This window comes from Claveliimonas bilis, from assembly GCF_030296775.1.
Classification (GTDB): domain Bacteria; phylum Bacillota; class Clostridia; order Lachnospirales; family Lachnospiraceae; genus Claveliimonas; species Claveliimonas bilis.
Map to the genome: position 1 here is coordinate 1,994,856 of NZ_AP027742.1, position 23,782 is coordinate 2,018,637.

The following is a 23,782-nucleotide window of genomic DNA, read 5'->3' on the forward strand; positions in this document are numbered from 1 at the left end:
TTTTATACTGTTTTCACAAAGATGTCAAGCATTCCAATCGGGAACTTGTATCACTTGACGGATATCCTCATAGCGAAAGCCTTTCCTTGTCAGATATGCGCACAATTTCTGTTTTTCTTTAGAAGTTGCCGTCGCCGGATCATAATGCCTTTTCTTGGCAAGACGGCGGATAGCATCCAGTGCATCTTCCTGCCCGTACACTTCCTCCAGCGCACTTTCCACCTCTTCTCTTGAAAGTCCTTTTTGTAGAAGAAGACTCTGGATTTCCCGCCTGCTTTTGCTTTTCTTACGGTTCTCGGCGAAACGTCTTGCATAATCTTCGTCATTCACATACCCAAACGACTTCACATAGTCCAGTGCGTCCTGGACCGCCTCCTTTGGATAGCCCCCCTCTTCCAGCTTGGACCGAAGCTGGCTTTCTGTCCTTTCCATGGCATTCAGAAGGTGCATGGCGCGAAGCCTTGCCCGCTTTCTTATTACTTCCTCAATCTGAGCCAGCACAGTCTCTTCCAGAACAGCTCCCTCCCGGATATGATAACGGGACAGCTCGCCTTTGTACAAGACAAAGGCGGGCTGTCCGTCCAAAAATACTCTGTATTTTGTTTTTCCTCCTGCCACAGCTTCAATCTGTGTCACTGTCATTATTCTTCCTCTTTCTTCTCTGCCCCGTCATCCTCTGCCGCGCTGCCGTCAATGTGATAATGGGCTCTTACCTTTGCTTCCAGCTCCTCCATAACATCAGGATGCTCTGTCAGATAGTTCTTGGCATTCTCTCTTCCCTGGCCGATCTTATTTCCATTGTATGCATACCAGGCTCCGCTCTTATTTACAAGGTTAATGTTGGTTGCAAGATCCAGAATATCTCCTTCTTTTGAGATTCCTTTTCCAAACATGATGTCAAACTCTGCCTCTTTAAACGGAGGCGCGATCTTGTTCTTCACGATCTTGACACGTACATGATTTCCTACCATCTCGCCGCCCTGCTTCAATGTCTCCGTTCTCCGAATATCCATTCTCACAGAAGCATAGAATTTCAAAGCACGTCCGCCTGTGGTCGTTTCCGGATTTCCGAACATTACTCCCACTTTTTCCCTGAGCTGATTAATAAAGATCACCACGCAGTTGGATTTGCTGATAACCGGGGTCAGCTTTCTAAGCGCCTGGGACATCAGCCTTGCCTGAAGACCTACATGGCTGTCTCCCATATCGCCTTCTATCTCCTGTTTTGGCACCAGAGCCGCAACAGAGTCAATTACAATAATATCCATAGCTCCGGAACGCACCATTGTCTCCGAAATCTCCAGCGCCTGATCTCCACTGTCCGGCTGTGAGATATACAGCTCGTCAATATCTACGCCTATATTTTTGGCATAAACCGGATCCAGCGCATGTTCCGCATCAATAAATCCGGCAATTCCTCCTCTTTTCTGTACTTCTGCGATCATATGGAGGGCAACCGTTGTCTTTCCACTTGATTCCGGTCCGTAAATTTCAACGACACGTCCCCTCGGAACGCCTCCCACTCCCAATGCCAGATCAAGGCTCAAAGATCCGGTGGGAATCGTTTCTACAGCCACCTGCGCCTTGGGATCGCCCAGTTTCATCACCGTACCTTTTCCGAAGTCCTTCTCTAATTTTGCAATCGCTGCATCCAGCGCTTTTATCTTCTCTTCATTAGCCATAACATACTCTCCTTGCTGACACGAACGAATGTTCGCTCTTACTGTTTTATATACTATTATAGTTGCTTTCAAATGTCAATACACTTTTATTAAAACCTTTTGCGCAGACATAATTATAACACAGCATTTTTGAATATGTCAACCTATATACAAAGTCTCTTGCCTTAATCCTCCTTCAGGGAATGCTTCTTTTTGACGGTAACTCTCTCCTCATAGCAGGCAAAAATTCCATCCAGGTGATCCTTTGACAGTTTAGGCGTTGCCAGACTCACCACTGGAACGATGAGCATTCCGGCAAGCATGGCAATAGCCCCCGCATTGATAGAAGACTCAATGTAATGAAGAAACATATTGGACACTGTAATTCCCACTCCTGCTATAAAACTTGCCCATACAGCCGCTCTTGTCACGCCCTTCCAGTACAGACCGTACATGAACGGCGCCAGAAACGCACCTGCCAGAGCTCCCCATGAAATTCCCATAAGCTGTGCAATAAAGGCAGGCGGATCCAGAGCGATGACAACGGACAGTACAATGAAGAACACGATCAGCACCTGCATCACCGCAACCTGCTTTTTTTCACTCATCTTTTTAAACACAGTGTCTTTCAGAAAATCCAGCGTCAGGGTAGAGCTTGAAGTCAGGACCAGTGAGGAAAGCGTGGACATGGACGCCGAAAGCACCAGTATTACTACGATTCCCACCAATATATCCGGAAGTCTGGATAGCATAAAAGGAATAATGCTGTCATAAACCACCTCTCCGCTTCCGTCATAAATCTCTGCCGAATCAAACAGTCTTCCAAATCCTCCAAGGAAGTAACATCCCCCTGAAATCACAACTGCAAATAAAGTAGAGATCACTGTTCCGGTATGGATAGATTTTTCATCCCGGATGGCATAAAATTTATGGATCATCTGTGGGAGTCCCCAGGTCCCCAGGGAAGTAAGGATCACCACCCCGAGAAGATTCAGAGGATCCGGACCAAAAAATGAGGTAAACGCTCCCGGCTGCCCCATAGTGACAGGAACGTCGCTTGGAATTTCAGCCATCTTGCCGACCGCTTCCATAAATCCGCCCTGCCCGCTCAGTACAGCTCCTATTACGGCAACAATACCGATCAGCATAATGATCCCCTGAATAAAATCATTGATCGCTGTAGCCATATATCCACCCAGTATCACATACACAGCCGTGATAACTGCCATGATCACAACGCACCATGCATAAGGAATATGGAACGCCATCTCAAAAAGCCTGGACAGCCCATTATAAATAGACGCTGTATACGGCACAAGAAAAATAAATACAATCGCTGAAGCAGTAATTTTCAAAGACCTGCTCTCGTATCTGCTTCCGAAGAAGTCCGGCATGGTCCTTGATTTCAGATGCTGGCTCATAACCCGCGTCCTCCTGCCCAGGATCACCCAGGCTAAAAGGCTGCCGATCACTGCATTCCCAATACCGATCCATGTTGAAGCCAGACCGTACTTCCAGCCAAACTGCCCGGCATATCCTACAAATACCACAGCAGAGAAATAAGAGGTCCCATAGGCAAAAGCGGTAAGCCACGGGCCGACAGAGCGGCCGCCCAGTACAAATCCGTCTACACTGCTGGTATGTCTTCTTGCATAAATCCCAACTGCTATCATAACCGCAAAAAACAGGATCAAAATAATTAATTTTACTGCCATTTCTTTTCCCTCTTCTTTCTTTTTAGCTTTAAACCGTAACGCTTTAACGCGTTAAATTATTTATTAAAAAATAACATACTTTATCATACTGTGTCAAGAAGAATTTTCCTATTAAACCAAAAAAGGAACCAAAACAGAAAATCTACCGATCCTCTGTTTCAGCTCCTTGTCTCATTCTATATTATGTATCCGCGCAGCCTTTCTATTTCATTTTCTCTACCCGATCCTGGATCGTCTTGTTGAAATTCTCGATCTTTCTGCTGTATGGTTCATTCATATATTTAGAATGAAGCATAAAGTCTGCAGTGGCAAGGTTATTTGCAATCGGAATATCATAGACAACTGCAATCCGCAGCAATGCTTTTACATCCGGATCATGAGGCTGTGCTTCCAGCGGATCCCACAAAAAGATCATAAAATCAATCTGTCCTTCCACGATCTTGGCACCAATCTGCTGATCTCCTCCCAGAGGACCGCTGCAGTATCCTTTCACAGGAAGCCCGGTGCGCTCTGCGATCAGACGGGCTGTTGTACCTGTCCCGCACAGAAAATGACTCTTCAAAATATCCTTGTTCCTGTCGCACCATTCTACCAGCTCCTGCTTTTTACCGTCATGGGCGACAAGGGCAATATGCTTTGCCTTTTCAATTTCCAGTGTAACATAATCTTCTGACAACATTTTTTCACCTTCTTAGCTGATTTTTTTCCTATGCCGCTTCTTACTCCCACTGTTCCATAGACTCAAATCTGGGAAGACTTAAAGCAGCGATCAGAACTGTTATTATCATACTATAAACCGGAACAATTAGGAAGAGCAAATTGAAATTTAAAATTCCTGCCACTACAGCAAGAACAACTCCGATTCCGATAATACCTCCCTGGACACCCATGCGGAAAAACTGCTTTGCCGTTTCCCCCAGCGTATTTCCGAAGATACTCTCTCCCAGAACTTTGATATACAGGCGATTTGCCTGCAAAACCACATAAGTTGCAATGATCATCGCCATCTGATAGACGGGAATCTTCCAGGCGATCCCTACCGGAACAACAAAAATTGTCACATCGATCAGTGATCTGATATGATCCATCAGCGTAGCATACCAGAGTTTTTTGACTGCCGGAGCCGGGATTAAATAAATATACGGAAGTTCCAGTTCCTTTCCCCATTTTCCGAGAAATCCTGTACTGACAAATGTCATATAAGCGATCACTCCCATCAAAACAGTTCCCGGGGGAAGCTGAGGCGGAAATTCTGCTGCAGGATCTATAAATACAATGCAGACTATCGCTCCGATCACTGCAGTCAGTGTAAAACCACCGAATATGAAGAATCTTTCCTTTTTGTACTCAGACAGCTGCCGATAAAAAATTGCTTTTGCGCCTGTCCCTCTGTATGTTGCTCTGGCTGCCCGGTATTTCTTCTTCCCTAAAGAAAATGAACTTTCTCCCTTTTTGCTTTTCTCTTTCAGTTTCTTGTAATCATCAGCGAATTTCGCCGCGTCTTCATAGTATTCTCCACTGCATTTGATCCGGTATGCCGCCACAATCATAACGGCGCACAGCAGAATATAAAGGATTGTTCCTGCTATAGTCCACGTATTTCCTCCTAATACAATGAGGCGTACAGCAGCCGTATTCCAGCCGGCCACAGGAATCATCTGCAGTATGGGAGACTCCAGAAAATGAAGCGCGCTGGCAAAACTGAATCCTTCCTTTATCAGATACCAGCCTGCAGTTGCAGCCACTGCCCCTAATATCAGAAAGATACCAATACGGACTGCAAAAATCAGTCTCTGAAATCTCTCTTCACCGGAATAAAGAAAGACGATCAGCCCTGCTTCAAATGCAGTCTCTGTAATAAAGGTAAAGAAAAACAGAAGGACCGCATTGGTCAGAGGTACATCAAATACCCAGAAAGCTGCCACTGAAAACAGCAAATCTGCCACAAATGTTACCGTATAATTCAGTATAGCGCCATGCAGCAGGACAATTTTTGAACTGATAGGTGCTGTAAATACCAAATGCGCATGGCTTGGCCTGAAAATAATTCCTTTCATTTTAGCGTAGGAAAGAAAGTTAGAGCAAAAAATAAAATAGATCCACACGGTCATCAGATAGACAATTCCTCTTTTGTCTTTGATGCCTCCGGTTTCGGCCAGACTCCCGAAACTGAAAATAATAAGGATCGCATACGCAATGATCAATACAAAGTACAGATAGGATACCGGCTTTTTCAGCGCCCGTTTCATACGGTTAATAAAACTTCTCTTTGTCAGATACCACAACGCCTTCATCCTATTCACCACCTGTCATCTCAAAGAACAGATCATCCAGATCTTTATTGCCCACTTCTTCCTTGCGGTAAGAACCGATGATCTTTCCTTTTTTCATTACGTACATAATATCCCAGAGTTCCTCTACCATCTCCAGCATATGAGTACTGATCAGCACAGTCACCTGCTGCCTTTTCAACTCCAGAATTACTTCCTTGAGTTCTTTGATTGCCTGGGGATCCAGCCCCACCATAGGCTCATCAAAAAGAATAACCCTCGGTTTAACCGCCAGGGCGCAGCAGATGCTTACTTTCTGCATCATCCCCTTGGACAGTTCACTTCCCATCTTATCCTGCTTGTCCTGAAGTTCAAATCTTTCGAGCAGTGCATCGACCTCCTCTTCTGTAATATCAGAAGAATAAGCCATTTTCATATACTCAATATGTTCTCTTACCGTCAGTGCATCAAACATAGCCGGAATTTCCGGAACATATCCAAAAATTCTTTTTGCTTCAAGTTCTTTGGACAAAATGCCATTGATCCTGATCTGTCCTGTGTATCTTAAAAGGCCTGCTATACTTTTGATGATCGTTGACTTTCCGGCGCCGTTTGGTCCCAGCAAAATGCCGATCTGTCCATCCGGCACCTGAAAGCTTACCCGATCTACCGCCAGGTTTTTCCCATAATATTTTGTTAATTCCCACACCTCTAACATCGTCTTCTCCTTCATCTGTCTGTGCTTTTATTGTATTATTATTTTAATACAATTATATTCATATGCCTTTTCTGTGTCAAGTCTTTTCTTTTGTACTTTGATTACTATTCACAGCCGTTTCAGACTTGGCAGCATGCGCGTTGTACTTGCACAAAAGCACTTGCTGCCAAGTCTGAAACAGAACTGCGAATAGTAACAGCCTATATAATAATGCAGACCATTCCTCCGTTGCTGTCATTGACAATTTTTTGCATGGTATCCTGCAGTTTTACCTGGCTTTCATCATTGATCATGGAAATCTTGCTCTGCATGCCATCCATCACCAGTTCTTCAATGGATTTTCCAAAAATGTTAGTCCCCCAGATTCCTCCGTCAGAATCCTTAGCGTTCTTTATATAGCGGATCAAATCCTCTGCCTGTTGTTCACTTCCCACGATCGGGGCAATCTCCGTCTCAATATTTGCTCTGATCAGATGAATAGACGGAGCGTGGGAATGGATCTTCACGCCATACTTATTCCCCTGACGTATTACTACCGGCTCGTCAAGAGTAATTTCCTCCCTTACCGGTTTTACAACTCCGTATCCTTTCATCCGCACACTGGCAAATGCCCCCTGTACTCCTTCGTATTCTTTCTTCATCTCTGACAGACGATGGAGTTCCGATATCAGCTCATATTCCCCTTTGATCTGTGCTCCGGTCAGATCGCTTAAAACCTGATAATAATATTCCTCTCCTACTTTGATCTGTATTTTTACGCATCCGGTATCCATCTCGATTTTATCTACTCTCATCTCTTCTATGTATGGACTGTCCGGCTTTTCTATCCCTGCCGCCGCATCGCGGATCTCGCCCAGCTGTTCCATTACTTCCCGTATATGTACAAGAAGCTCCTGTTTGATATCATGTTCTCTTGGAAGCATCTCCACCCATTTGGGAATAAAAAACTGAACTTCGGCAATGGGAAACTCAAAGAGCACTGCCTTCATGATCTTATGGATATCTTCTTCTTTCAGCTGTTCACAATTCACCGGAATCGCCTGCACTTTGTACTGCTGCCTGATATATTCTGCCGTTTCTTTCGCTTCTTCGCTCATCGGTCTTTTGCTGTTCACCAGCACAACGAAAGGCTTTCCAATACTCTGCAGTTCCCGGATCGTGCGCTCTTCCGGCTCCAGATAGTTCTTTCTTTCAATCTCTCCGATACTTCCGTCTGTTGTTACTACGATCCCTATAGTAGAGTGATCATGGATCACTTTCTGAGTCCCGATGCCTGCAGCCTTTGTAAAAGGAATTTCATAATCAAACCAGGGGGTTTTTACTTTTCTCTCTTCCTTTCCTTCCTCATGCCCCACTGCCCCTTCCGTCATATATCCCACACAGTCGATCAGCCGTATTTTCACTGACACATCTTCTGTCAGGCTGATCTGGGCTGCCTCTTTTGGTACAAACTTGGGTTCTGTAGTCATAATGGTCCTTCCTGAGGCTGACTGCGGCAATTCATCCCTTGTTCTTGCCTTTGCATGTTCCTCCGTCATATGAGGCAGAACAAGAACATCCATGAATCTTTTAATAAATGTTGATTTTCCAGTCCTCACCGGTCCTACTACTCCTATGTATATTTCTCCGTTTGTCCTTACCTGTATATCCTTGTATAACTGATAATTGTCCATGTTCTCTGGCCCCTTCCACATATGCTGTTAGAATATATGCACTCCTTTCCCTGTTTAGAAGCTGCTTTCTCTGGTTTTTCACCTTTTAATAGCCTGTATCTATTGTTTCTGTGTTTATTTTGTATTGGATTGCAAATGCCTGTTTTGTTAAAATGTAAACAGATAAATACAAAGAAAGAGGAGCGAATAATCATGGAAAGACATCAGATTACCGGGCATACTGAGTTGATCGGTCTTATGGCATACCCCATCCGACATTCCCAGTCTCCGGCCACTCATAACGCTGCCTATGAAAAATTAGGCGTAGATATTGTAAATCTGGCATTTGAAGTAAATGCCGATGATCTGGAAGACGCCATCAAAGGGCTTCGTGCTCTGAAGATGAGAGGTTCCAACATCTCCATGCCAAACAAAACCATCGTACACAAGTATCTGGACGAGGTTTCTCCGGCTGCCATGCTCTGTGGCGCCGTCAACACTATCGTAAATAGAGACGGATACCTCATCGGTCACAATACAGACGGGATCGGATATGTCCAGTCTCTGAAAGACAACAGCATTGATCCTGCCGGAAAGAAAGTAACCATTGTCGGGTCCGGCGGCGCGGCAACTGCCGTACAGATTCAGTCTGCTTTGGACGGAGTCAGGGAAATGTCTATTTTTGCAAGAGATGACAGTTTCCGGGATAATGCACTGGAAACAGTGGATAAAATCAACAAAAACACAAACTGTAAAGCCACATTTTATCCTCTGGAAGACCTGGACTGCCTGAAAAAAGAGATGGCTTCCAGCTATCTGTTCACCAACGCCACCGGAGTCGGTATGAAACCGCTTGAGGGACAGACCTACATTCCCGACGCTTCCTTTTTCCCGAAGGAGCTGATCGTGACAGACGTCATTTACTCCCCCCATGAGACTGCCATGCTGAAAATGGCAAGAAAAGCGGGATGTAAGACCATGAACGGCCAGGGTATGATGCTCTTTCAGGCAATTGCCGCTATTGAGCTGATGCTGGGACAGCGCGTGGACAGTGAATACATGAAAGAAAAACTTGGCATTTCCTATGTCTATGAAGACTGATATTCAGGGAGGTAAAATGATGCATACAGTAAAAATCAGAAATCTGGAACTTGGGGCTGGGATTCCCGCCATCTGTATCCCTAATGTAGGAAAAACGGAAGAAGAGATTCTCTCCCTTACCAGACAGTATAAGTCCATGCCCATGGATCTTATGGAATGGCGGGCAGACTGGTTTGAGGAAGTGGAACATACAGAGCGGGTACTGGATGTGCTGTCTAAAATTCATGAAATTCTTCAGGATACGCCTCTTCTTTTCACTTTCCGCACCCAAAAAGAAGGCGGTGTCCATCCAATGGGCACTGACTCCTACGTATCTTTAAACAAGTCCGCCGCCAGATCAGGACTTGCAGATCTCATTGATGTGGAGTTTTTCACGGGTGATGAGATCGTTGCCGATCTCATCCGTTTCATCCATGAAAACGGCGCAAAAGTTGTGGCCTCCAACCATGATTTTGAAAAGACTCCGGCCAAGGACGACATGATTTACCGTCTGCGCCGGATGCAGGATATGGGAGCTGATATCCCAAAACTTGCCGTCATGCCTCAAAACAAACGGGATGTGATCACTCTTCTTGCAGCCACAGAAGAAATGGCGTCTGATTATGCCAACCGGCCGATCATTACCATGTCCATGGCCGGAACAGGAAGCATCAGCCGTCTCTCCTGCGAAGCTTTCGGATCCTGCCTCACTTTCGGATCCGGCTCCATGGCTTCTGCCCCCGGACAGATTGCAGCGGGTGAACTCTACGATGTGCTTAAGACAGTACACAGCGCCCTGGGCTGTTAAGTCAAAAAACCCACCGGCAGAAACGGCTTTTCATTCAGCCGATTCTGCCGGTGGGTTTTTCTTAACATTATTTCCTAATATCTTTCTTCAGACCATTTCAGGAACTTTCCGGTCTGTGCATCAATCTCAAATTCATATTCCTTTTGCTGGTAGATGATATCTCCTTCATATACGTAATATCCGTCATCCAGTTCCAGCTCCATGCGGATATCTGCCTCGGTAGCTCCGCTGACTCTCTCAAGGGCCGCTGCCTTTGCATCAGCTTCACTCACTGCAACATTGGCTCCGGAAGTTCCGGATGCATTTGCGGTATTTCCACTGTTTGTCTGGTTCTGCGCTGTGTCTCCATTGCTTCCTGCCTGGCTCTGTACCGCATTTCCTCCGGTTGTCTCTACATCTGCACTCAGGATTGTTCCGTTTGTTCCATTAATTTCATAATCATATTCTTTTTCCGCCACAGTGAACTGTACATCATACTGCAGGCTTCCATCATCCTGATCCTGACTTATTTTCATTCTTGTTGTATCAGACTCCTGTACACCTGCATCCTCTAATGCGATCTTTTTTGCTTCCTCCTGCCCAATATCGGTACTGCTTCCCGATGTATTGTTCTGTACAGTGCCGGCTCCCGAAACTCCGCATCCTGTCACTAAAACTGCCGTCATCATCACTGCTGCTCCAAGCATTTTTACTCTATTTCGTTTCATTTCTGTAATCTCCCTTCTTTTTCTTTGTTGTATTTACTATACCCACAAAAAATTAAAGTAAGATTAAAAAAGAAAAGTTTTTTTAATTTTCTTTTGAAGGCAGTGGAATCCTGCAGATAAACCGGCTTCCTTCTCCCAAAACACTTTCTGCCTCTATGTCTCCTCCATGTTCTTTCGCGATCCATTTTACCATGGAAAGACCCAGGCCGGAATGACTGCCGTCGCTTCTTGCACTGTCTGCACGGAAAAATCGGTCCCATATGTGGGGAAGATCCTCTTTTGAAATCCCGATTCCATCATCCTTTACCTGAAGAACAGCTGCTCCTTCCTTTTGCTGCAGGGAAACTTCCGTATGACCGCCTCTTTTACCGTAGGAAATGGAATTGGAAATTAAATTCACGAGAAGTCGTATATACAGGCTCTCATCCACGGCTGCGTATATCCCTTCCTCTATTGTTTCCGTAATCATAATTTCTTTTTCCCTGGCCAGGATGGTTTGTTCTTCTACTATCATCTCTGTCAACTCACTGATGTCCAGAAGTTCCTTTTGTATCACCTGTCTGCCCTGATCCGCCCTGGAAAGGAGCAAAAGCTGTGAGATCATGGATGATATTTCTTCCGCTTTTTTCTTTATCACCTCTGTCTGTCTCCTTTGCTCTTCAGAAAGAGCCGGATCCTGCAGGATTTCCTCACACTGCATCAGTATTACAGTCACCGGAGTGCGAAGTTCATGGGATACATCAGAGGTAAACTGTCTTTCTCTGTGAAAGGATTCCTCCAAATCTTCCAGCATATTGTCAAAAGTTGCTGCAAGATAATAGATCTCATCTTTTCCTTCCGGAAGACCTACCCGCATGGAAAGACTTCGTTCCCTTTGGATCTTCTGCACTGTCTCTGTCATCTTTTTTACCGGAAGAAACGCCCGGCGGATAAAGCAATAGCAGATAATGATCGTAATGGCTGCCAGCAGAGGAAGCAGGATCAGGGCAAAGCGCAGAGTGACCCGCATCGAATTTTCCGCCCGTGTAACGGAAGTAATTCCCCTGACGTAAACTTCTCCATATCCGTCCGCCCGGAAAGAAAGGTCAAACACATACCAGCTTTCATTTCTTCCTTTGATCGTCTGCAGCCCATCCGGCATAAAATCTGCCTGTGCGTCAAATCCTGCCGGAATCATTCCATAGAGAAATTCTCCGTCCTGTCCGTCATAGACAGACAGATAAACCCCTTCTTCCAGCGTATAAAAATCCGAATCTATTTTAAGATTTCCCTCACTTCCTTCGATATCCTCCAGACTTTCCTCTACCTGCTCCCTAAGTTTTGACTGAACGGAAGAAAGGATTTCCTGATTACTCAAAGAAAACAGGATTGCCAGAGCCGCACAGGTCAAAAGGACCATAAAAGCTGCATAGAGCAGAGTAAGTTTTGTTTTTGTCGACCACCTTTTCATACATCATCCCTCAACACATATCCTGCTCCGCGTACTGTATGGATCAGTTTTTTCTCACTGCCCTCATCAATCTTACGCCGCAGATAGCGGATATAGACATCAATGACATTGGAACCGCCTGTAAAATCATAATTCCAGATATGCTGTTCCAGCTTGTCCCTTGACAGTACAATTCCCTGATTCTGCATCATATATCTTAAAAGGGTATATTCCCTGGCCGAAAGCGTAATCTCTCTTCCTCCTCTTGTCACTTTATGAGTATCCGTACACAAAACCAGATCTCCGACCATCAGGCAGTTTCCTTCTGCCTGCGCCGAAGGCTTCCTGAGCATAACCCGGATCCTTGCCAGCAGCTCTTCCACAGCAAAGGGTTTCACAAGATAATCATTGGCACCGGCATCCAGTCCGGCTACTCTGTCCTCAATACTGTCCTTTGCCGTCAGCAGAAGAACCGGAAGCGTCTTATCTTTTGCACGGATTTTTTTCAGAACAGAAAGACCGTCCAGCACCGGCATCATTATATCCAGTACAACCGCATCATATTCTGCTCCGCTCAAGTAGTCCAAAGCCTCCTGCCCGTCAAAACAGGAATCCACACTGTAATACTCTTCCTGAAGTCTCCTTTTCAACATCTGGTTCAGATTTTTTTCGTCTTCCGCAATGAGTATGCGCATTCTATTCCTCCATTCTTCTTTCCTGTTTGTACCTGTTTTGTTACTATTCACAGCCACCCCGCCTGTATGCGCACTCGTCGCGCTTACGCGCTTCAGTTCCGCCCCGTACGGGGCTAAGACTGCTTATATAGGTGGGGTGACTGCTTCACAGTCCTGTTTCAGACCTGACAGCAGGAGCTTTTGTGCAAGCACAACGCCTCTGCCGTCAGGTCTGAAACGGCTGTGAATAGTAACTCTGTTTTCTATAAATTACCGCAGGAAAAAGGATCCGTCAAGCGGATCCTTTTTATCGGTACTTTTGTCCGGCCGTTCTATTCATCCGTTCCCATATAGAGATCAAATAGTTCCTCTCCCGCCTGTTCCCGGATGTTTTCATATACCGGCTGGCAGGCCTGTCTCATTTCCTGCCATGTCGTCTCATCGACAGATATGATTTCCATTCCTTCTTCCTCCAGCTGCTTCTGCCTTTCTCCCTGTCTTGTATCGGCAGATTCTCTGGCCTTTTCCTGGGCATTTTGGGCCGCCTGGCGGATGATCTCCTGCTGTTCCTCCTCTAATGTCTGGAAAAATTCGTCGCTGGAGATCAAAGTAATATAATCCGGGACTGCATTCGTCTGGATCAGATATTTCTGCTGCTCATAAAGTTTTGCGCTTACAATCAGCTCATAGGCATTCTCCTGTGCGTCGATCGTACCCTGCTGAAGCCCGATATACACTTCACTGAAAGTCATCGGAGTCGGATTGGCTCCCATTGCTTTCCAGAACTGGAGATGATAAGTATTTTCCATGGTACGGATCTTCTGCCCTTTAAAACTTTCCATCCCTTCAAATGGTTCACTGCTGGTCATCACCCGGAAGCATTGATCCGCCATACCGAGGAGCTGATATCCTGCATTCTCATAAATTTCCTGAACAATTTCCTGAAAACGGGGATCATCAATGGTATCCCTTGCCTCCTCTATATCCTCAAATGCACAGGGGGTGTCGAAGACGCACAGTTCCGGCATAAAGCTGACCTGTGGCGCCGGAGACTGCACTACAAAAGGAATATCGCCGTCCTTACAGCTCTCCATCAGTTCCCGGTCTCCTCCAAGGGTACTTTGCGGATATACCTGGATTTCCATCTGTCCGTCACTTAAACGTTCCACTTCTTCAGCAAATGATTCAGCAAACACATGGGTAATGGTATCTTCCGTACTGCAGGTAGCAAGAGGCCACGCATAGCGCTGTTCTTTTCCGTCTGCAGCCTGCTTGTCTGTGGAAGCCATGCCGAATGCCGCTGTCCCGGCGCTTGCCGCCAGGAGAACTCCCACAATTGCTCCGCTCCATATTTTCTTCATCTTTCTTCTCCTGGTATATTGTAATTGACTCATCTAACGGTCACTTACAAATATACCGTCTCCTTTCTATCAACCTTTTAGTCCGTGGTTGATTACGGTATTGTACATTTGTATGATGTAAATATGTGATGTGGATTTGTATTTTTTTATCCTGTGGCTTTGACTACTTGTAGGAGGTTCTCACCACACCTTATTTCTAAATAATGATTAGTTAGATGAGTCTTGAATTCCTATCTTGTACCAGGTTTTACGAAGTAAGTGCTGTGGATAACACATTGCATATTTTTTACGAAAGGAATGTATTATCATGATTTTAGTCGGAATTGACATTGGTAAACATCAACACATCTTCTCCATCATTGACAAACAATCCGGTGAAATACTTTCTAATCCTTCTGTTTTTCATAACAATCAAGATGGCTTTTTGTTACTCATCGGAAAACTAAGCTGCTATGCCAAATCACAGCTTCTTATTGGCATGGAAGATACCGGGCATTATCATTTTGCCTTACTCAAATATCTTCTTAACAGGCACTATACTGTTGCTCTGATCAACCCAACCACTACTGACCTTACCAGAAAACTTCAGGGCGGCATTACCAAAAACGATCCCCTGGATTCTCTTACCATTTGTGATGTCATCGGCTCAAATCAGCGTAAAAAGCCTTATCGCATTACAAAAGTAAACCGTTTCGACCTTTATGAACAAAAGCAGCTGACACGCCATCACCACAACCTGAAAGAGGAATTAAACCTCTACAAAAACCGGCTTCAGAAATGTATTGATATCGTATTCCCTGAATTTAATTCCTTATTCCGTTCAAAGTATGGCATTGTTTACATGAATGTTTTAAAATCGTTTGCTTCTGCTGAAAAGATTGCAAACTCTGATATCCGGACCATCCGGAAATGTTTTGAATATGAGGGGCGCGGAAAACGGATTCAACTTTCTGCCGAACAGCTTAAAACAGCAGCCAAAGCTTCTGTCGGCATCTCTTCTGTTGCTGAAGAAATCCAGATCAGACACCTTGTAAGTCAAATTGAAATGATAGAAGAACAACTTTCTGAAATAGACAAAAAGATAGAAGAGTTTTCCCTGCAAAACAACTCTCCTATCCTCTCCATACCAGGAATTTCACACTTCTCTGGTACTTCTATTTTAGCGGAATTAGGAGATGTTTGCAACTATACAAAAGCGTCTCAAATCATTAAATTTGCCGGTGTCGCCCCATATCACTATGAATCCAGTCAGTTTATCGCCCGGCATACTGCAATCACCAAGAAAGGTTCCCGGTATCTGAGAAAAACACTGTATCAGATTATCTTGCCGGTCATCAATCACAACAGGGTCTTCACTTCTTATTACAACAAAAAGATAGCCGAAGGCAAAGGTCACAGATGTGCTCAAGGTCACTGTATCAGAAAACTTTTAAGAGTCATCTATCATCTTCTAAGTACCGGACAGAGTTTTGATTCTACGTTACTGATATAGCTATAATTACAACCCAGCTTATTACAATGAGCCTTCTTGGGAAGGTCTGTTTGTTGTGCCACAAAATCCATAATTATTCACATATTTTCAAAGTACATACTTTTACTAACTAAAATTCAATGTTAAAAAAACTACTTGATTTTTATATAGTTAGCTCCTATAACAACGCAAGACTTAACTGCGGAATAAATGTGATCAGCAAAAGGGCGATCAGGAAATATCCGATCATGGGAAGCGCCCGTTTTGCAATCTGAATCACCGGTATATCTGTCAGCGAGCTTGCCACAAACAGATTCACCCCAATAGGCGGCGTTACAAATCCAATGGCAAGATTTACTACCATCATTACTCCAAAGTGGATCGGATCCACTCCCACTCCTGTCATGATGGGCAGAAGGATCGGCGTCAGGATCAGAATAGCCGGTGTGGTATCCATGATCATTCCCACCAGAAGGAGGAAAAGATTTACGACAATAAGGATCAGTATTTTATTAGAAAAATTCTCCAGTATCCAGCCGCTGATCGTCTGAGGCACCTGCATTAAAGTAAGAACCCTGGAAAAAGCAATGGAGGCTGCAAGAATAAAAAGAATCGGCGCATATGTCCTCACTCCCTCAGCAAACACTGCGTACAAATCTCGGAAAGAAAGGGATTTATACAGAAACAGGCTGACAATCAGAGAATAAAATACAGAAATCACCGCTGCCTCTGTGGGAGATGCAACCCCGGAATAAATACAGCCCAGTATGATCACCGGAGAAAGTACTGCAAAGAAGCTGCTTTTAAACACTTTCCAAAGTCCCTGTGACCGCAGATGATCGATTTCCCCGTTGATCCTTTCTTTATCTTCCCCGTTCTTTTTACAGTAATAAACGGCATACACCATCAGCATAACCCCGATCAGTATGCCCGGAATGATCCCGGCAATAAAAATATCACTGACCGACACACCGGAGGCCATTCCATACATAATAAAGGGAATGCTGGGAGGAATGATGACGCCCAGGCTTCCTGCTACAGCAACCAGGGCTGTGCAAAATCTTTTATCATATCCTAAATTTACCAGCAGAGGAATGGTCATACTCCCTACTGCTGCAACTGTAGCAATCCCGGAACCGGAAATTGCCCCGTAAAACAGGCAGGTTACAACGACCGCGCAAGGCAGGCCTGCTGTTTTTTTGCCGATAAAGTAGGCAAAAAGATCAAAAAGCCGCTTGGAAATACCGCCTCTTGCCATAATGATACCGGACAGGATAAACATAGGAACCGCAAGAAGCGGAAAACTGTCCAGTCCTCCGAACATAGAGCGGATCACATAAGTAGCGCTTGCCGTAAATGACGGGTCAAATGCCCCTGGCAGTACGGACACGATTCCCAGTGAAACCGAAATGGGAATCGCGATCAGCAGACACACAAAAAACAAAATCAATACCACTGCAGATGACATTTAATCCTCCTCCTTTTCTTCTCTTTCCCCCAGAATGATCTGGAGCCGATACAGCCATTTCTGTATCAGGCGGATGACACACAGTACAAAACTGATCACTGTAAATGACTGGATGACATACATGGGGATTCCACAGGCGGGACTTAACTGTCCGCTCTCTATTCCCGACATGACATATTTCCATGCAAAAGGGATCAGATAAGAGAAAAATACAAGCTGTATGCTGTAACTGATCAGGCGGAAAATATGTACGCCTCTTCCCGGCAGCATATTCACTAACTGATCGATCTTCACTGACAGACTCTTCTTAATACAGTAGCTGGCACTTAAAAATCCGGAGCATATAAACAGAAATCTTGTTATTTCCTCTGACCAGGACAGGGACGATGCAAATACATATCTTGCAGTGATCTGTATCCCCATAACAACGACCATAATCCCCAGCATAATGAGAAGCAGGGCTTCTTCCAGATAATCATCCAGCCATTTTAAAAGTTTCATTTGGGCTACCTCCCTCGCCGTTTTATTCCTTTTTCTTTTTTAATTGATATATTTTATCTATACTTTTTCCTAAAAAAAGGATGTGGATACTGCACACATTTACAGTATTCACACCCTTCTTTTTTCGTCCAACGCTTTATTTGCTAAGGGCACTCTTACCGAAAATCTTCTTATACTGTACAGCCAGATAAGCCATCATAAGAATTGCGATCACTGCTGCCGCAAGAAGCAGTCCCATCATTGTATATACGGCTGACGCCTCCCCGATGGATTTTGTCATTGCGGACACGATATATGGAAGGAAGCAGCTTGCAAGTCCCATCCATGTATAGTAGATACCTGTATTCCTTCCTTTTGGTCCCGGGCACATTTCCTGGCGGACTCCCAGCCCTGTCTGAAGGGCGCCGCCTGCTGCGAAGAATCCCAGAAGGGCAATTGCCACATAGATTACCGCCACATTGCTTACAAGGAGCACAATGCCAAGTGCAACTGCTGTGAATACAGAGTCGATCAGTACAACCTTAAGAGGATTCCACTGAAGCTTACCCATCATGACCGCCCAGAATATAACAGCAATGACAGAACCGGCTGTATATATGGATGTCATGCCTGCTGCCTGTGCTTCTGTCAGACCGCAGTTGCTCATACCAAATGCCTTTGTATACTGCTGTGCGCCATACATAATAAACATACACAGGAAACCATAGAACATGGTAATAAAGTTTACAAGTCCGTTTGGCTTCACAAGCATTTTTGCCTTTGCTGCTTCAATTTCCGCCTGCGCTGCATTTTCTGTCTTTCCATCTGCCGTCTTAACTGTTTCTTTCATCTGATCGTCATAGGCAAACGGCGCAATCACTGCAAGCACTACTGCAATGATCGACATGACAAGCGGAATCCAGATATTGATCTGCCAGTTTCCTGCTGCAGAAAACTGAACTGCCAGAAGCGGGTAAATGATACCGGACAAAGATACGAAAAATTTAATTCCGATAAGAGCAGATCCGGCATATCTTTGCTGAACGGATTCCTGCGCTGCCGGATAGAGGGATGCATCCCAGAATCCTGAAGTTGCCACACCTGCCAGGAAAGCGCTCACACATGCCACCATAAAGTTAGAAGTGAACAAAAGTCCTGCAAAACAGATGATATAGAGGATTCCACCTGCGATTGCCATTTTCTTCCGCCCGATCCGGTCGGAAAATTCTCCTCCAAGCCACACGGTCAGCATTTTTCCAAAACCTGTTGCCGTAATTGCCAAAGACACGGCTGCCGCGCCTTCTACAGCGTCTGTGTATCCCCACTGGGTATAAAAGTTCACCTGGTTCTGTGACAATATGATCGCCTGAATACCATGAGTGAAGTATGCCATGTACACCATTGCCAGTGATAAAATATACTTTTTCGCTTTCATGACCTTTCTCCTCTTCCTATTTTGCCTGTTCTGCCTGGAATTTCTGATACTCTTCCAGCGGCATCTTCTTTCCTACGAACAATTCATAATTGACAGCTCCCTGCTGAAGCAGCATTCCCTTTCCGCCGATGGCCTTACAGCCTGCCTCCTCCGCTTCAAGGATCATTTTTGTTTTTTCCGGATTATAAACCGTATCAGCTACTACAAGATCCTTGCGGTACCAGGACTTGTCGATCAGTGTCACATCGTCATGAGGCTTCATACCCATTGTTGTGGCATTGATTACGATATCGCAGTTTGCAACTGTTTCTTTCAGTTTTTCCTGATCTTCCAGGTCCTCTACTGTCACAACACATTCCGGACATTTCTCTGCCAGTTTTGCTTTTGTTCCTTCTGCTCTTTCAAAAAACTCATCTTTCACATTGAAAATATGTACCTCTTTTGCACCGTCCAAAGCAAGCTGCACCTGGATCGCTGTTGCGGCTCCGCCTGCTCCCAGTACAATTGTCTTTTTGCCTTTTACGTCCACTCCATTGACTTCCAGATTCTTTACAAATCCCACGCCGTCTGTAATATGTCCGGTGATAACGCCGTCATCATTGACAAAGGTGTTGCAGGCTCCGATGATCTCTGCAGCCGGGGACAGTTTGTCCACCAGCTTGGCAGCGATATTTTTGCAGGGCATCGTAAAGTTTCCGCCCCTCATTTTCAAAAGCCTTATTGTCTCAAATACTTTCGGCATCTGTTCCACATTTACATCAAACGCCAGATATGCATAGTCCAGGCCATCGTGCTGAAAACTGAAATTATACATTGCCGGTGATCCCGAATGTCCTACCGGGCTTCCGAATAACGCCATTAAACCTGTATGTCCTGAAATTCTTTTTTCCATTTTTCCTTCCTCCCGACTTGTTCTATTTGATACAGACTTTTCTTAAATCTGCATTGCCGCCGCATAGGCTTCTTTTGTAGCATCCAATGCTCTTCTTGCTCTTGTTGCGTCTCCGACTACATATACTTCCTGACCAAGTTCTTCTAACTGTTCTGCAAACGGATTGTAATTCTTAAATCCCATGGAAAGGACGACAGAATCAAATCCTCTCACTTCATGTCTGCTTCCGTCCGGAGACTCATACTCTACACCGTCGTCAAAGAATTTGCATACTTTCGCACCTGTAATTTCTTTGATTCCGTAATTCTTAAAGTCTTCCATCAGAAATACTCTGTGTTCATGGATCACGTCCGCACCTACTGTATCGCGGTATTCGATAACGGTCACATCATGCTGCTGCTCTCCCAAAAAGGCTGCTGTCTCACATCCTACCATACCGCCGCCTACAACAAGGACTTTTTTGCCGGCCGCCCTCTTACCGTCCAGAAGATCAGAACCGTGAATAATAGCAGGATTTTCAATGCCCTCGATAGGGAGGATCAGTGTTCTTGATCCGGTAGATACGATCACTGCATCCGGTTTTTCTGCTTTTACCATCTCAAGGTCAACCGTTGTATTCATATGAATTTTCACGCCTGCTTTTTCGCATCTTACGATATAACTGCGGATCATATTTGTAATATCGCCTTTTCCCGGCGGATAAGCTGCAAGCCGCATATTTCCGCCCAGTTTATCTGTGCTTTCATAAAGAGAAACATCATGCCCTCTTTCTGCTGCGACAAAAGCTGCACACATACCGGCGACACCGCCTCCGATCACCATAACTTTTTTGGATTTTTCCGCTTTCGGATATCCCTGCGCCTCATGTCCCAGGAATGGATTCACCAGACAGCAGATTGGCTCGCCTTTATACATATTTGCAACACAGCCCTGCAGACAGGCGATGCACGGAACCAGATCTTCCAGATTGTCATTCATTGCTTTTTCCGGCATATGAGGATCTGCCAGGGACTGCCGGCCAAATGCCACAAGGTCAGCGCGTCCTTCCCGAAGAAGAAGTTCTGCATAATAAGGCTCTGTATAACGTCCTACTGTAATGACCGGAATAGAAACTGCCCGTTTGATCTCCGTAACAAGATCTGCGGAAAATCCGGCATGTACGGCAGTTGGCGCCCACATATATTCATCTTTGATATGTACAGCACGGGATACGTGGAGGCCTTCTACGCCGCAGTCTTCCAGATAAGCGGCAATAGCAGCGCTGTCATGTACATCATCTCCGCCTTCCACCTCATCGGAACTGTTAATACGGGCAAGGATCGCAACCTTTCCTCCCACTCTTCTTTTGACCTCTTCCACAATGAGGCGCGGAAAACGCATTCTGTTCTCAAAGTTTCCGCCAAACTCATCTACACGTTTATTTGTCCGCGGGGAAATAAAGGAATTTACCAGGTAACCGTGAGCCATATGAATCTCTACAGCGTCTGCTCCTGCTTTCATGGCACGCTCCGCTGCATCTCCATAACCTTTTACCAGTTCATAGACCTTTTCTGTCGGTACTTCTACCGGCGTGTCTTTCCCATATACAGAAGGAATGGCGGAAGCTGCTTCAATTGGAGCTCCTGCGTTCTTTGCATTTCCCTCGGGCCCTGCATTCTGCAGCTGAATGGAAACCTTAGCTCCCTCTGCATGACAGGCATCGGTAATCTTTTTCAGACTCTCAATGCTGCTGTCATCGTAAAGGCAGGGCTTTTTCGGTCCTCCCTTTGCACCGTGATGGACAACAGTTGCCTCAATTGTGATCAATCCGAACTGTCCTTTTGCCCGCTCTGCATAATAAGCAACGGACTGATCGCTCCATGTTCCATCCGGATTTGCAAAGTTATTTCCCATAGGAGGGACAACAAAACGGTTTTTTACTGTCATAGGTCCGATCTGAATCGGGGAAAACATTGTCTTAAATCTCATCTTTATTTCCTCACTTTTTCTATTTGTTTTTCTCAATTTAAAGTTTTACAGGGCTTCTTAGTCTTCCACCATTTCCGGCCATGCCTCTTTCAATACTTTTTCAGTATTATCGTATGTATAGGCAGCAGCTTCTTTCAGGCCTCTTCCAAGGATTTCATCGGAAATAACTTCCACTCCGATCACCTTCGGATCAATTCCTGCCTCTTTGATCATTTTTACAAATCCTGCTGTGTCCTTAGCACCTGTTCCCGGAGCAAGACGGTCATGCATGGATTCATCCCTTAAAATCGAAGCAGCGTACGGTCTTTCGTATGCATCATTGATCTGGATGGAGATTACCCTTTCAGCCTGCTCTTTTGTCAGAATATCGTACGGCTGGTCTGCTCTTACCCAATGCCATGTATCCAGAATAATGTAGGCATTTTCGGCTCCGGAAGCTTTTACAACTGCCCATGCCTTTTCCAGATTCGGGATACCGCTGTACGGCATCGGCTCTACACCGATAATTCTCTTTCCTGCTCTGTGGCAAAGTTCTTTCAGTTTCTGTGCAGTATGCTCTACAGAATAGTTCTCCATCAGGCCACAGTTAATATGGTTTACTCCAAACAGATCGCACATATGGAAGCACATCTGCTCTTTATATTTCTGCTCATAGGAACGGTTGTCCTCTGCCCACTGTACGATGTATTCTACTTCTGTCACTTTCATTCCGTGTTTGTCAAGGATTGCCAGAATATCCTCATCATAAAGTCCTTCGTTCAGTGCATCCACATATGTCTCTGCACGCAGGCCGATCCCTTCATATCCTGCCTCTTTTGCTGCAATAACACGATCCTCAAATTTGCACTGATCTCCCAGGGTCCATGAGCTGACTGTGATTGGATTTTTCTTTGACATAGTTTCTTCTCCTTCCATTGTTAAAATTGAACATTTTCCTTCTTTTTTTCTGTTCAATCTTGTGATATTTGCTATGATTTAATTATATGCTATTGTTAAATAAAAAACAAATTCGTAATATAATGCAAATTCATAGAATTTGTTTATAGTTTATGCTAAAATAAAAAATCAACAAAGGAGGGTCGCCAATGAATCTATACCATTTACGCTATTTTGTAACACTGGCCCATCTGGAGCATTATACAAAAGCCGCTGAACTCCTCTCCATTACACAGCCAAGCCTAAGCCATGCCATCTCTTCTCTGGAAAAGGAACTGGGGGTCCGTCTCTTTGAAAAGGAAGGCAGAAATGTCGTTCTTACCAAATGCGGGCGTGCTTTTCTGGAAGATGTGGAGCAGTCCCTGGCGCTTTTGGACTCCAGCGTCAACAAACTGCAGCTGACCGGCAGCGGGGAAGGTCAGATCGATGTGGCGGTGCTGAGGGTATTAAGCACAGACCTCGTTCCCCGGCTCGTACGCGGATATCTGGATCAGCATCCCGGTCGGAATATTGATTTCCGTTTTCACAATTCCACCGGGCTTACCCCGGACATGATCGAAGGTCTGAAGACCCGGAAATATGATATTGCCTTTTGTTCCAAAATGGGAAATGAACCTTCCATCGAGTTTATCCCGGTGGCAAAGCAGGATCTGGTACTGATCGTGCCGAACCAGCATCCTCTAAGTACCAGAAATGAAATTGATCTTGCAGACACACTGCCTTATCCTCATGTTGGGTTTTCAAAAAGAAGCGGCATAAGGCCTACCATTGATAAACTTTTCCTTGAATGCGGCGGAATGCCGCAGATGGCATATGAAGTGGAAGAAGATCAGGCCGTGGCCGGACTGGTTGCCGCCGGATTTGGTATTGCAGTTGTGCCGCACATGCCTATTCTGGCTTATATGCCTGTACAGATCATCCGGATTGCCCGCCCTACCTGGGAGCGTATTTTCTATATGTGCACACTGAAGGATGTGTATCAGGCGCCGGTCATCAATGAGTTTAAAAGGTATGTACGACAAAAGGCCAAAATATTGCTAAAAACTTAACAGGGGAC

21 protein-coding genes are annotated in these 23,782 nt (G+C 45.1%); 4 read left to right on the forward strand and 17 right to left on the reverse strand.

Annotation, left to right across the window (positions count from 1 at the left end; all coding sequences use genetic code 11):
- Positions 1 to 24: 24 nt before the first annotated feature.
- The 7 genes from R2J37_RS09830 to spoIVA form a co-directional block, all read right to left on the reverse strand.
- Complete coding sequence (locus R2J37_RS09830) at positions 25 to 642, reverse strand: regulatory protein RecX (RefSeq protein ID WP_316264796.1); 618 nt, start codon at positions 640 to 642, stop codon at positions 25 to 27.
- Positions 642 to 1,682, reverse strand: coding sequence for a recombinase RecA (recA, locus tag R2J37_RS09835; protein ID WP_316264798.1), 1,041 nt, complete (start codon positions 1,680 to 1,682; stop codon positions 642 to 644). The genes R2J37_RS09830 and recA overlap by 1 nt, the downstream gene beginning before the upstream one ends.
- A gap of 164 nt (positions 1,683 to 1,846) precedes the next feature.
- The gene (locus R2J37_RS09840; protein ID WP_316264800.1) at positions 1,847 to 3,376 is read right to left on the reverse strand and encodes a sodium:solute symporter family transporter; all 1,530 of its coding nucleotides are present in this window, start codon (positions 3,374 to 3,376) and stop codon (positions 1,847 to 1,849) included.
- A 202-nt stretch (positions 3,377 to 3,578) separates the two neighbouring features.
- Positions 3,579 to 4,055 carry a methylglyoxal synthase gene (locus R2J37_RS09845; RefSeq protein WP_230105918.1) on the reverse strand — a complete coding sequence of 159 codons (477 nt, stop codon included), beginning with the start codon at positions 4,053 to 4,055 and terminating at the stop codon, positions 3,579 to 3,581.
- 40 nt (positions 4,056 to 4,095) lie between these two features.
- Positions 4,096 to 5,670 carry a putative ABC exporter domain-containing protein gene (locus R2J37_RS09850; RefSeq protein ID WP_316264802.1) on the reverse strand — a complete coding sequence of 525 codons (1,575 nt, stop codon included), beginning with the start codon at positions 5,668 to 5,670 and terminating at the stop codon, positions 4,096 to 4,098.
- Between the two features lies 1 nt (position 5,671).
- Complete coding sequence (locus R2J37_RS09855) at positions 5,672 to 6,364, reverse strand: ABC transporter ATP-binding protein (RefSeq protein WP_256193540.1); 693 nt, start codon at positions 6,362 to 6,364, stop codon at positions 5,672 to 5,674.
- A gap of 200 nt (positions 6,365 to 6,564) precedes the next feature.
- The gene (gene spoIVA / locus R2J37_RS09860) at positions 6,565 to 8,037 is read right to left on the reverse strand and encodes a stage IV sporulation protein A (RefSeq protein ID WP_256193539.1); all 1,473 of its coding nucleotides are present in this window, start codon (positions 8,035 to 8,037) and stop codon (positions 6,565 to 6,567) included.
- 192 nt (positions 8,038 to 8,229) lie between these two features.
- Here spoIVA and R2J37_RS09865 point away from each other — a divergent pair, with 192 nt between their 5' ends.
- Positions 8,230 to 9,117, forward strand: coding sequence for a quinate/shikimate dehydrogenase (locus tag R2J37_RS09865; RefSeq protein WP_230105914.1), 888 nt, complete (start codon positions 8,230 to 8,232; stop codon positions 9,115 to 9,117).
- Between the two features lie 19 nt (positions 9,118 to 9,136).
- A complete protein-coding gene (gene aroD / locus R2J37_RS09870; RefSeq protein ID WP_256193612.1) occupies positions 9,137 to 9,904 on the forward strand; it encodes a type I 3-dehydroquinate dehydratase in 768 nt (255 codons plus the stop codon).
- Between the two features lie 74 nt (positions 9,905 to 9,978).
- On the opposite strand, the gene R2J37_RS09875 is transcribed toward aroD, so the two are convergent.
- The 4 genes from R2J37_RS09875 to R2J37_RS09890 form a co-directional block, all read right to left on the reverse strand.
- Complete coding sequence (locus R2J37_RS09875) at positions 9,979 to 10,611, reverse strand: PepSY domain-containing protein (RefSeq protein ID WP_316264805.1); 633 nt, start codon at positions 10,609 to 10,611, stop codon at positions 9,979 to 9,981.
- A gap of 82 nt (positions 10,612 to 10,693) precedes the next feature.
- Entirely contained in the window at positions 10,694 to 12,061 is a 1,368-nt protein-coding gene (locus R2J37_RS09880; protein ID WP_316264807.1) for a sensor histidine kinase, read from the reverse strand.
- Positions 12,058 to 12,735, reverse strand: a complete 678-nt coding sequence (locus tag R2J37_RS09885) for a response regulator transcription factor (protein WP_316264808.1) — start codon at positions 12,733 to 12,735, stop codon at positions 12,058 to 12,060. Before R2J37_RS09885 ends, R2J37_RS09880 begins: the two co-directional genes overlap by 4 nt.
- Positions 12,736 to 13,046: 311 nt before the next feature.
- Positions 13,047 to 14,075: a TRAP transporter substrate-binding protein gene (locus R2J37_RS09890; protein ID WP_316264809.1), complete on the reverse strand. Its 1,029-nt coding sequence runs from the start codon at positions 14,073 to 14,075 to the stop codon at positions 13,047 to 13,049.
- A gap of 307 nt (positions 14,076 to 14,382) precedes the next feature.
- On the opposite strand from R2J37_RS09890, the gene R2J37_RS09895 reads away from it, so the two are divergent.
- Positions 14,383 to 15,567 carry an IS110 family RNA-guided transposase gene (locus R2J37_RS09895; RefSeq protein ID WP_316264811.1) on the forward strand — a complete coding sequence of 395 codons (1,185 nt, stop codon included), beginning with the start codon at positions 14,383 to 14,385 and terminating at the stop codon, positions 15,565 to 15,567.
- A gap of 157 nt (positions 15,568 to 15,724) precedes the next feature.
- Here the strand turns inward: R2J37_RS09895 and R2J37_RS09900 are convergent, their stop codons facing one another.
- From R2J37_RS09900 to R2J37_RS09925, 6 genes are all read right to left on the reverse strand, one after another.
- Complete coding sequence (locus R2J37_RS09900) at positions 15,725 to 17,014, reverse strand: TRAP transporter large permease (RefSeq protein ID WP_256193533.1); 1,290 nt, start codon at positions 17,012 to 17,014, stop codon at positions 15,725 to 15,727.
- Positions 17,015 to 17,515 (reverse strand): TRAP transporter small permease, encoded by a 501-nt coding sequence (locus R2J37_RS09905; protein ID WP_256193532.1) that lies wholly within the window; start codon positions 17,513 to 17,515, stop codon positions 17,015 to 17,017. It abuts the gene before it with no gap.
- A gap of 136 nt (positions 17,516 to 17,651) precedes the next feature.
- Positions 17,652 to 18,929 (reverse strand): MFS transporter, encoded by a 1,278-nt coding sequence (locus R2J37_RS09910; RefSeq protein WP_230105907.1) that lies wholly within the window; start codon positions 18,927 to 18,929, stop codon positions 17,652 to 17,654.
- Between the two features lie 16 nt (positions 18,930 to 18,945).
- Positions 18,946 to 19,821 carry a shikimate dehydrogenase gene (gene aroE, locus R2J37_RS09915; RefSeq protein ID WP_230105906.1) on the reverse strand — a complete coding sequence of 292 codons (876 nt, stop codon included), beginning with the start codon at positions 19,819 to 19,821 and terminating at the stop codon, positions 18,946 to 18,948.
- A 42-nt stretch (positions 19,822 to 19,863) separates the two neighbouring features.
- On the reverse strand, positions 19,864 to 21,789 hold the full coding sequence (locus R2J37_RS09920; RefSeq protein WP_256193531.1) for an oxidoreductase: 1,926 nt from the start codon (positions 21,787 to 21,789) through the stop codon (positions 19,864 to 19,866).
- Between the two features lie 57 nt (positions 21,790 to 21,846).
- On the reverse strand, positions 21,847 to 22,686 hold the full coding sequence (locus tag R2J37_RS09925) for a sugar phosphate isomerase/epimerase family protein (protein WP_230105904.1): 840 nt from the start codon (positions 22,684 to 22,686) through the stop codon (positions 21,847 to 21,849).
- A 188-nt stretch (positions 22,687 to 22,874) separates the two neighbouring features.
- On the opposite strand from R2J37_RS09925, the gene R2J37_RS09930 reads away from it, so the two are divergent.
- A complete protein-coding gene (locus tag R2J37_RS09930) occupies positions 22,875 to 23,774 on the forward strand; it encodes a LysR family transcriptional regulator (RefSeq protein WP_316264816.1) in 900 nt (299 codons plus the stop codon).
- Positions 23,775 to 23,782: the final 8 nt, after the last annotated feature.

What these genes read in the sequence shown, in the direction of transcription:
- R2J37_RS09830 (WP_316264796.1), bottom strand. Translation starts at nt 642, where the DNA reads ATGACAGTGACACAGATTGAAGCTGTGGCAGGAGGAAAAACAAAATAC.
- recA (WP_316264798.1), bottom strand. Translation starts at nt 1,682, where the DNA reads ATGGCTAATGAAGAGAAGATAAAAGCGCTGGATGCAGCGATTGCAAAA.
- R2J37_RS09840 (WP_316264800.1), bottom strand. Translation starts at nt 3,376, where the DNA reads ATGGCAGTAAAATTAATTATTTTGATCCTGTTTTTTGCGGTTATGATA.
- R2J37_RS09845 (WP_230105918.1), bottom strand. Translation starts at nt 4,055, where the DNA reads ATGTTGTCAGAAGATTATGTTACACTGGAAATTGAAAAGGCAAAGCAT.
- R2J37_RS09850 (WP_316264802.1), bottom strand. Translation starts at nt 5,670, where the DNA reads ATGAAGGCGTTGTGGTATCTGACAAAGAGAAGTTTTATTAACCGTATG.
- R2J37_RS09855 (WP_256193540.1), bottom strand. Translation starts at nt 6,364, where the DNA reads ATGTTAGAGGTGTGGGAATTAACAAAATATTATGGGAAAAACCTGGCG.
- spoIVA (WP_256193539.1), bottom strand. Translation starts at nt 8,037, where the DNA reads ATGGACAATTATCAGTTATACAAGGATATACAGGTAAGGACAAACGGA.
- R2J37_RS09865 (WP_230105914.1), top strand. Translation starts at nt 8,230, where the DNA reads ATGGAAAGACATCAGATTACCGGGCATACTGAGTTGATCGGTCTTATG.
- aroD (WP_256193612.1), top strand. Translation starts at nt 9,137, where the DNA reads ATGCATACAGTAAAAATCAGAAATCTGGAACTTGGGGCTGGGATTCCC.
- R2J37_RS09875 (WP_316264805.1), bottom strand. Translation starts at nt 10,611, where the DNA reads ATGAAACGAAATAGAGTAAAAATGCTTGGAGCAGCAGTGATGATGACG.
- R2J37_RS09880 (WP_316264807.1), bottom strand. Translation starts at nt 12,061, where the DNA reads ATGAAAAGGTGGTCGACAAAAACAAAACTTACTCTGCTCTATGCAGCT.
- R2J37_RS09885 (WP_316264808.1), bottom strand. Translation starts at nt 12,735, where the DNA reads ATGCGCATACTCATTGCGGAAGACGAAAAAAATCTGAACCAGATGTTG.
- R2J37_RS09890 (WP_316264809.1), bottom strand. Translation starts at nt 14,075, where the DNA reads ATGAAGAAAATATGGAGCGGAGCAATTGTGGGAGTTCTCCTGGCGGCA.
- R2J37_RS09895 (WP_316264811.1), top strand. Translation starts at nt 14,383, where the DNA reads ATGATTTTAGTCGGAATTGACATTGGTAAACATCAACACATCTTCTCC.
- R2J37_RS09900 (WP_256193533.1), bottom strand. Translation starts at nt 17,014, where the DNA reads ATGTCATCTGCAGTGGTATTGATTTTGTTTTTTGTGTGTCTGCTGATC.
- R2J37_RS09905 (WP_256193532.1), bottom strand. Translation starts at nt 17,515, where the DNA reads ATGAAACTTTTAAAATGGCTGGATGATTATCTGGAAGAAGCCCTGCTT.
- R2J37_RS09910 (WP_230105907.1), bottom strand. Translation starts at nt 18,929, where the DNA reads ATGAAAGCGAAAAAGTATATTTTATCACTGGCAATGGTGTACATGGCA.
- aroE (WP_230105906.1), bottom strand. Translation starts at nt 19,821, where the DNA reads ATGGAAAAAAGAATTTCAGGACATACAGGTTTAATGGCGTTATTCGGA.
- R2J37_RS09920 (WP_256193531.1), bottom strand. Translation starts at nt 21,789, where the DNA reads ATGAGATTTAAGACAATGTTTTCCCCGATTCAGATCGGACCTATGACA.
- R2J37_RS09925 (WP_230105904.1), bottom strand. Translation starts at nt 22,686, where the DNA reads ATGTCAAAGAAAAATCCAATCACAGTCAGCTCATGGACCCTGGGAGAT.
- R2J37_RS09930 (WP_316264816.1), top strand. Translation starts at nt 22,875, where the DNA reads ATGAATCTATACCATTTACGCTATTTTGTAACACTGGCCCATCTGGAG.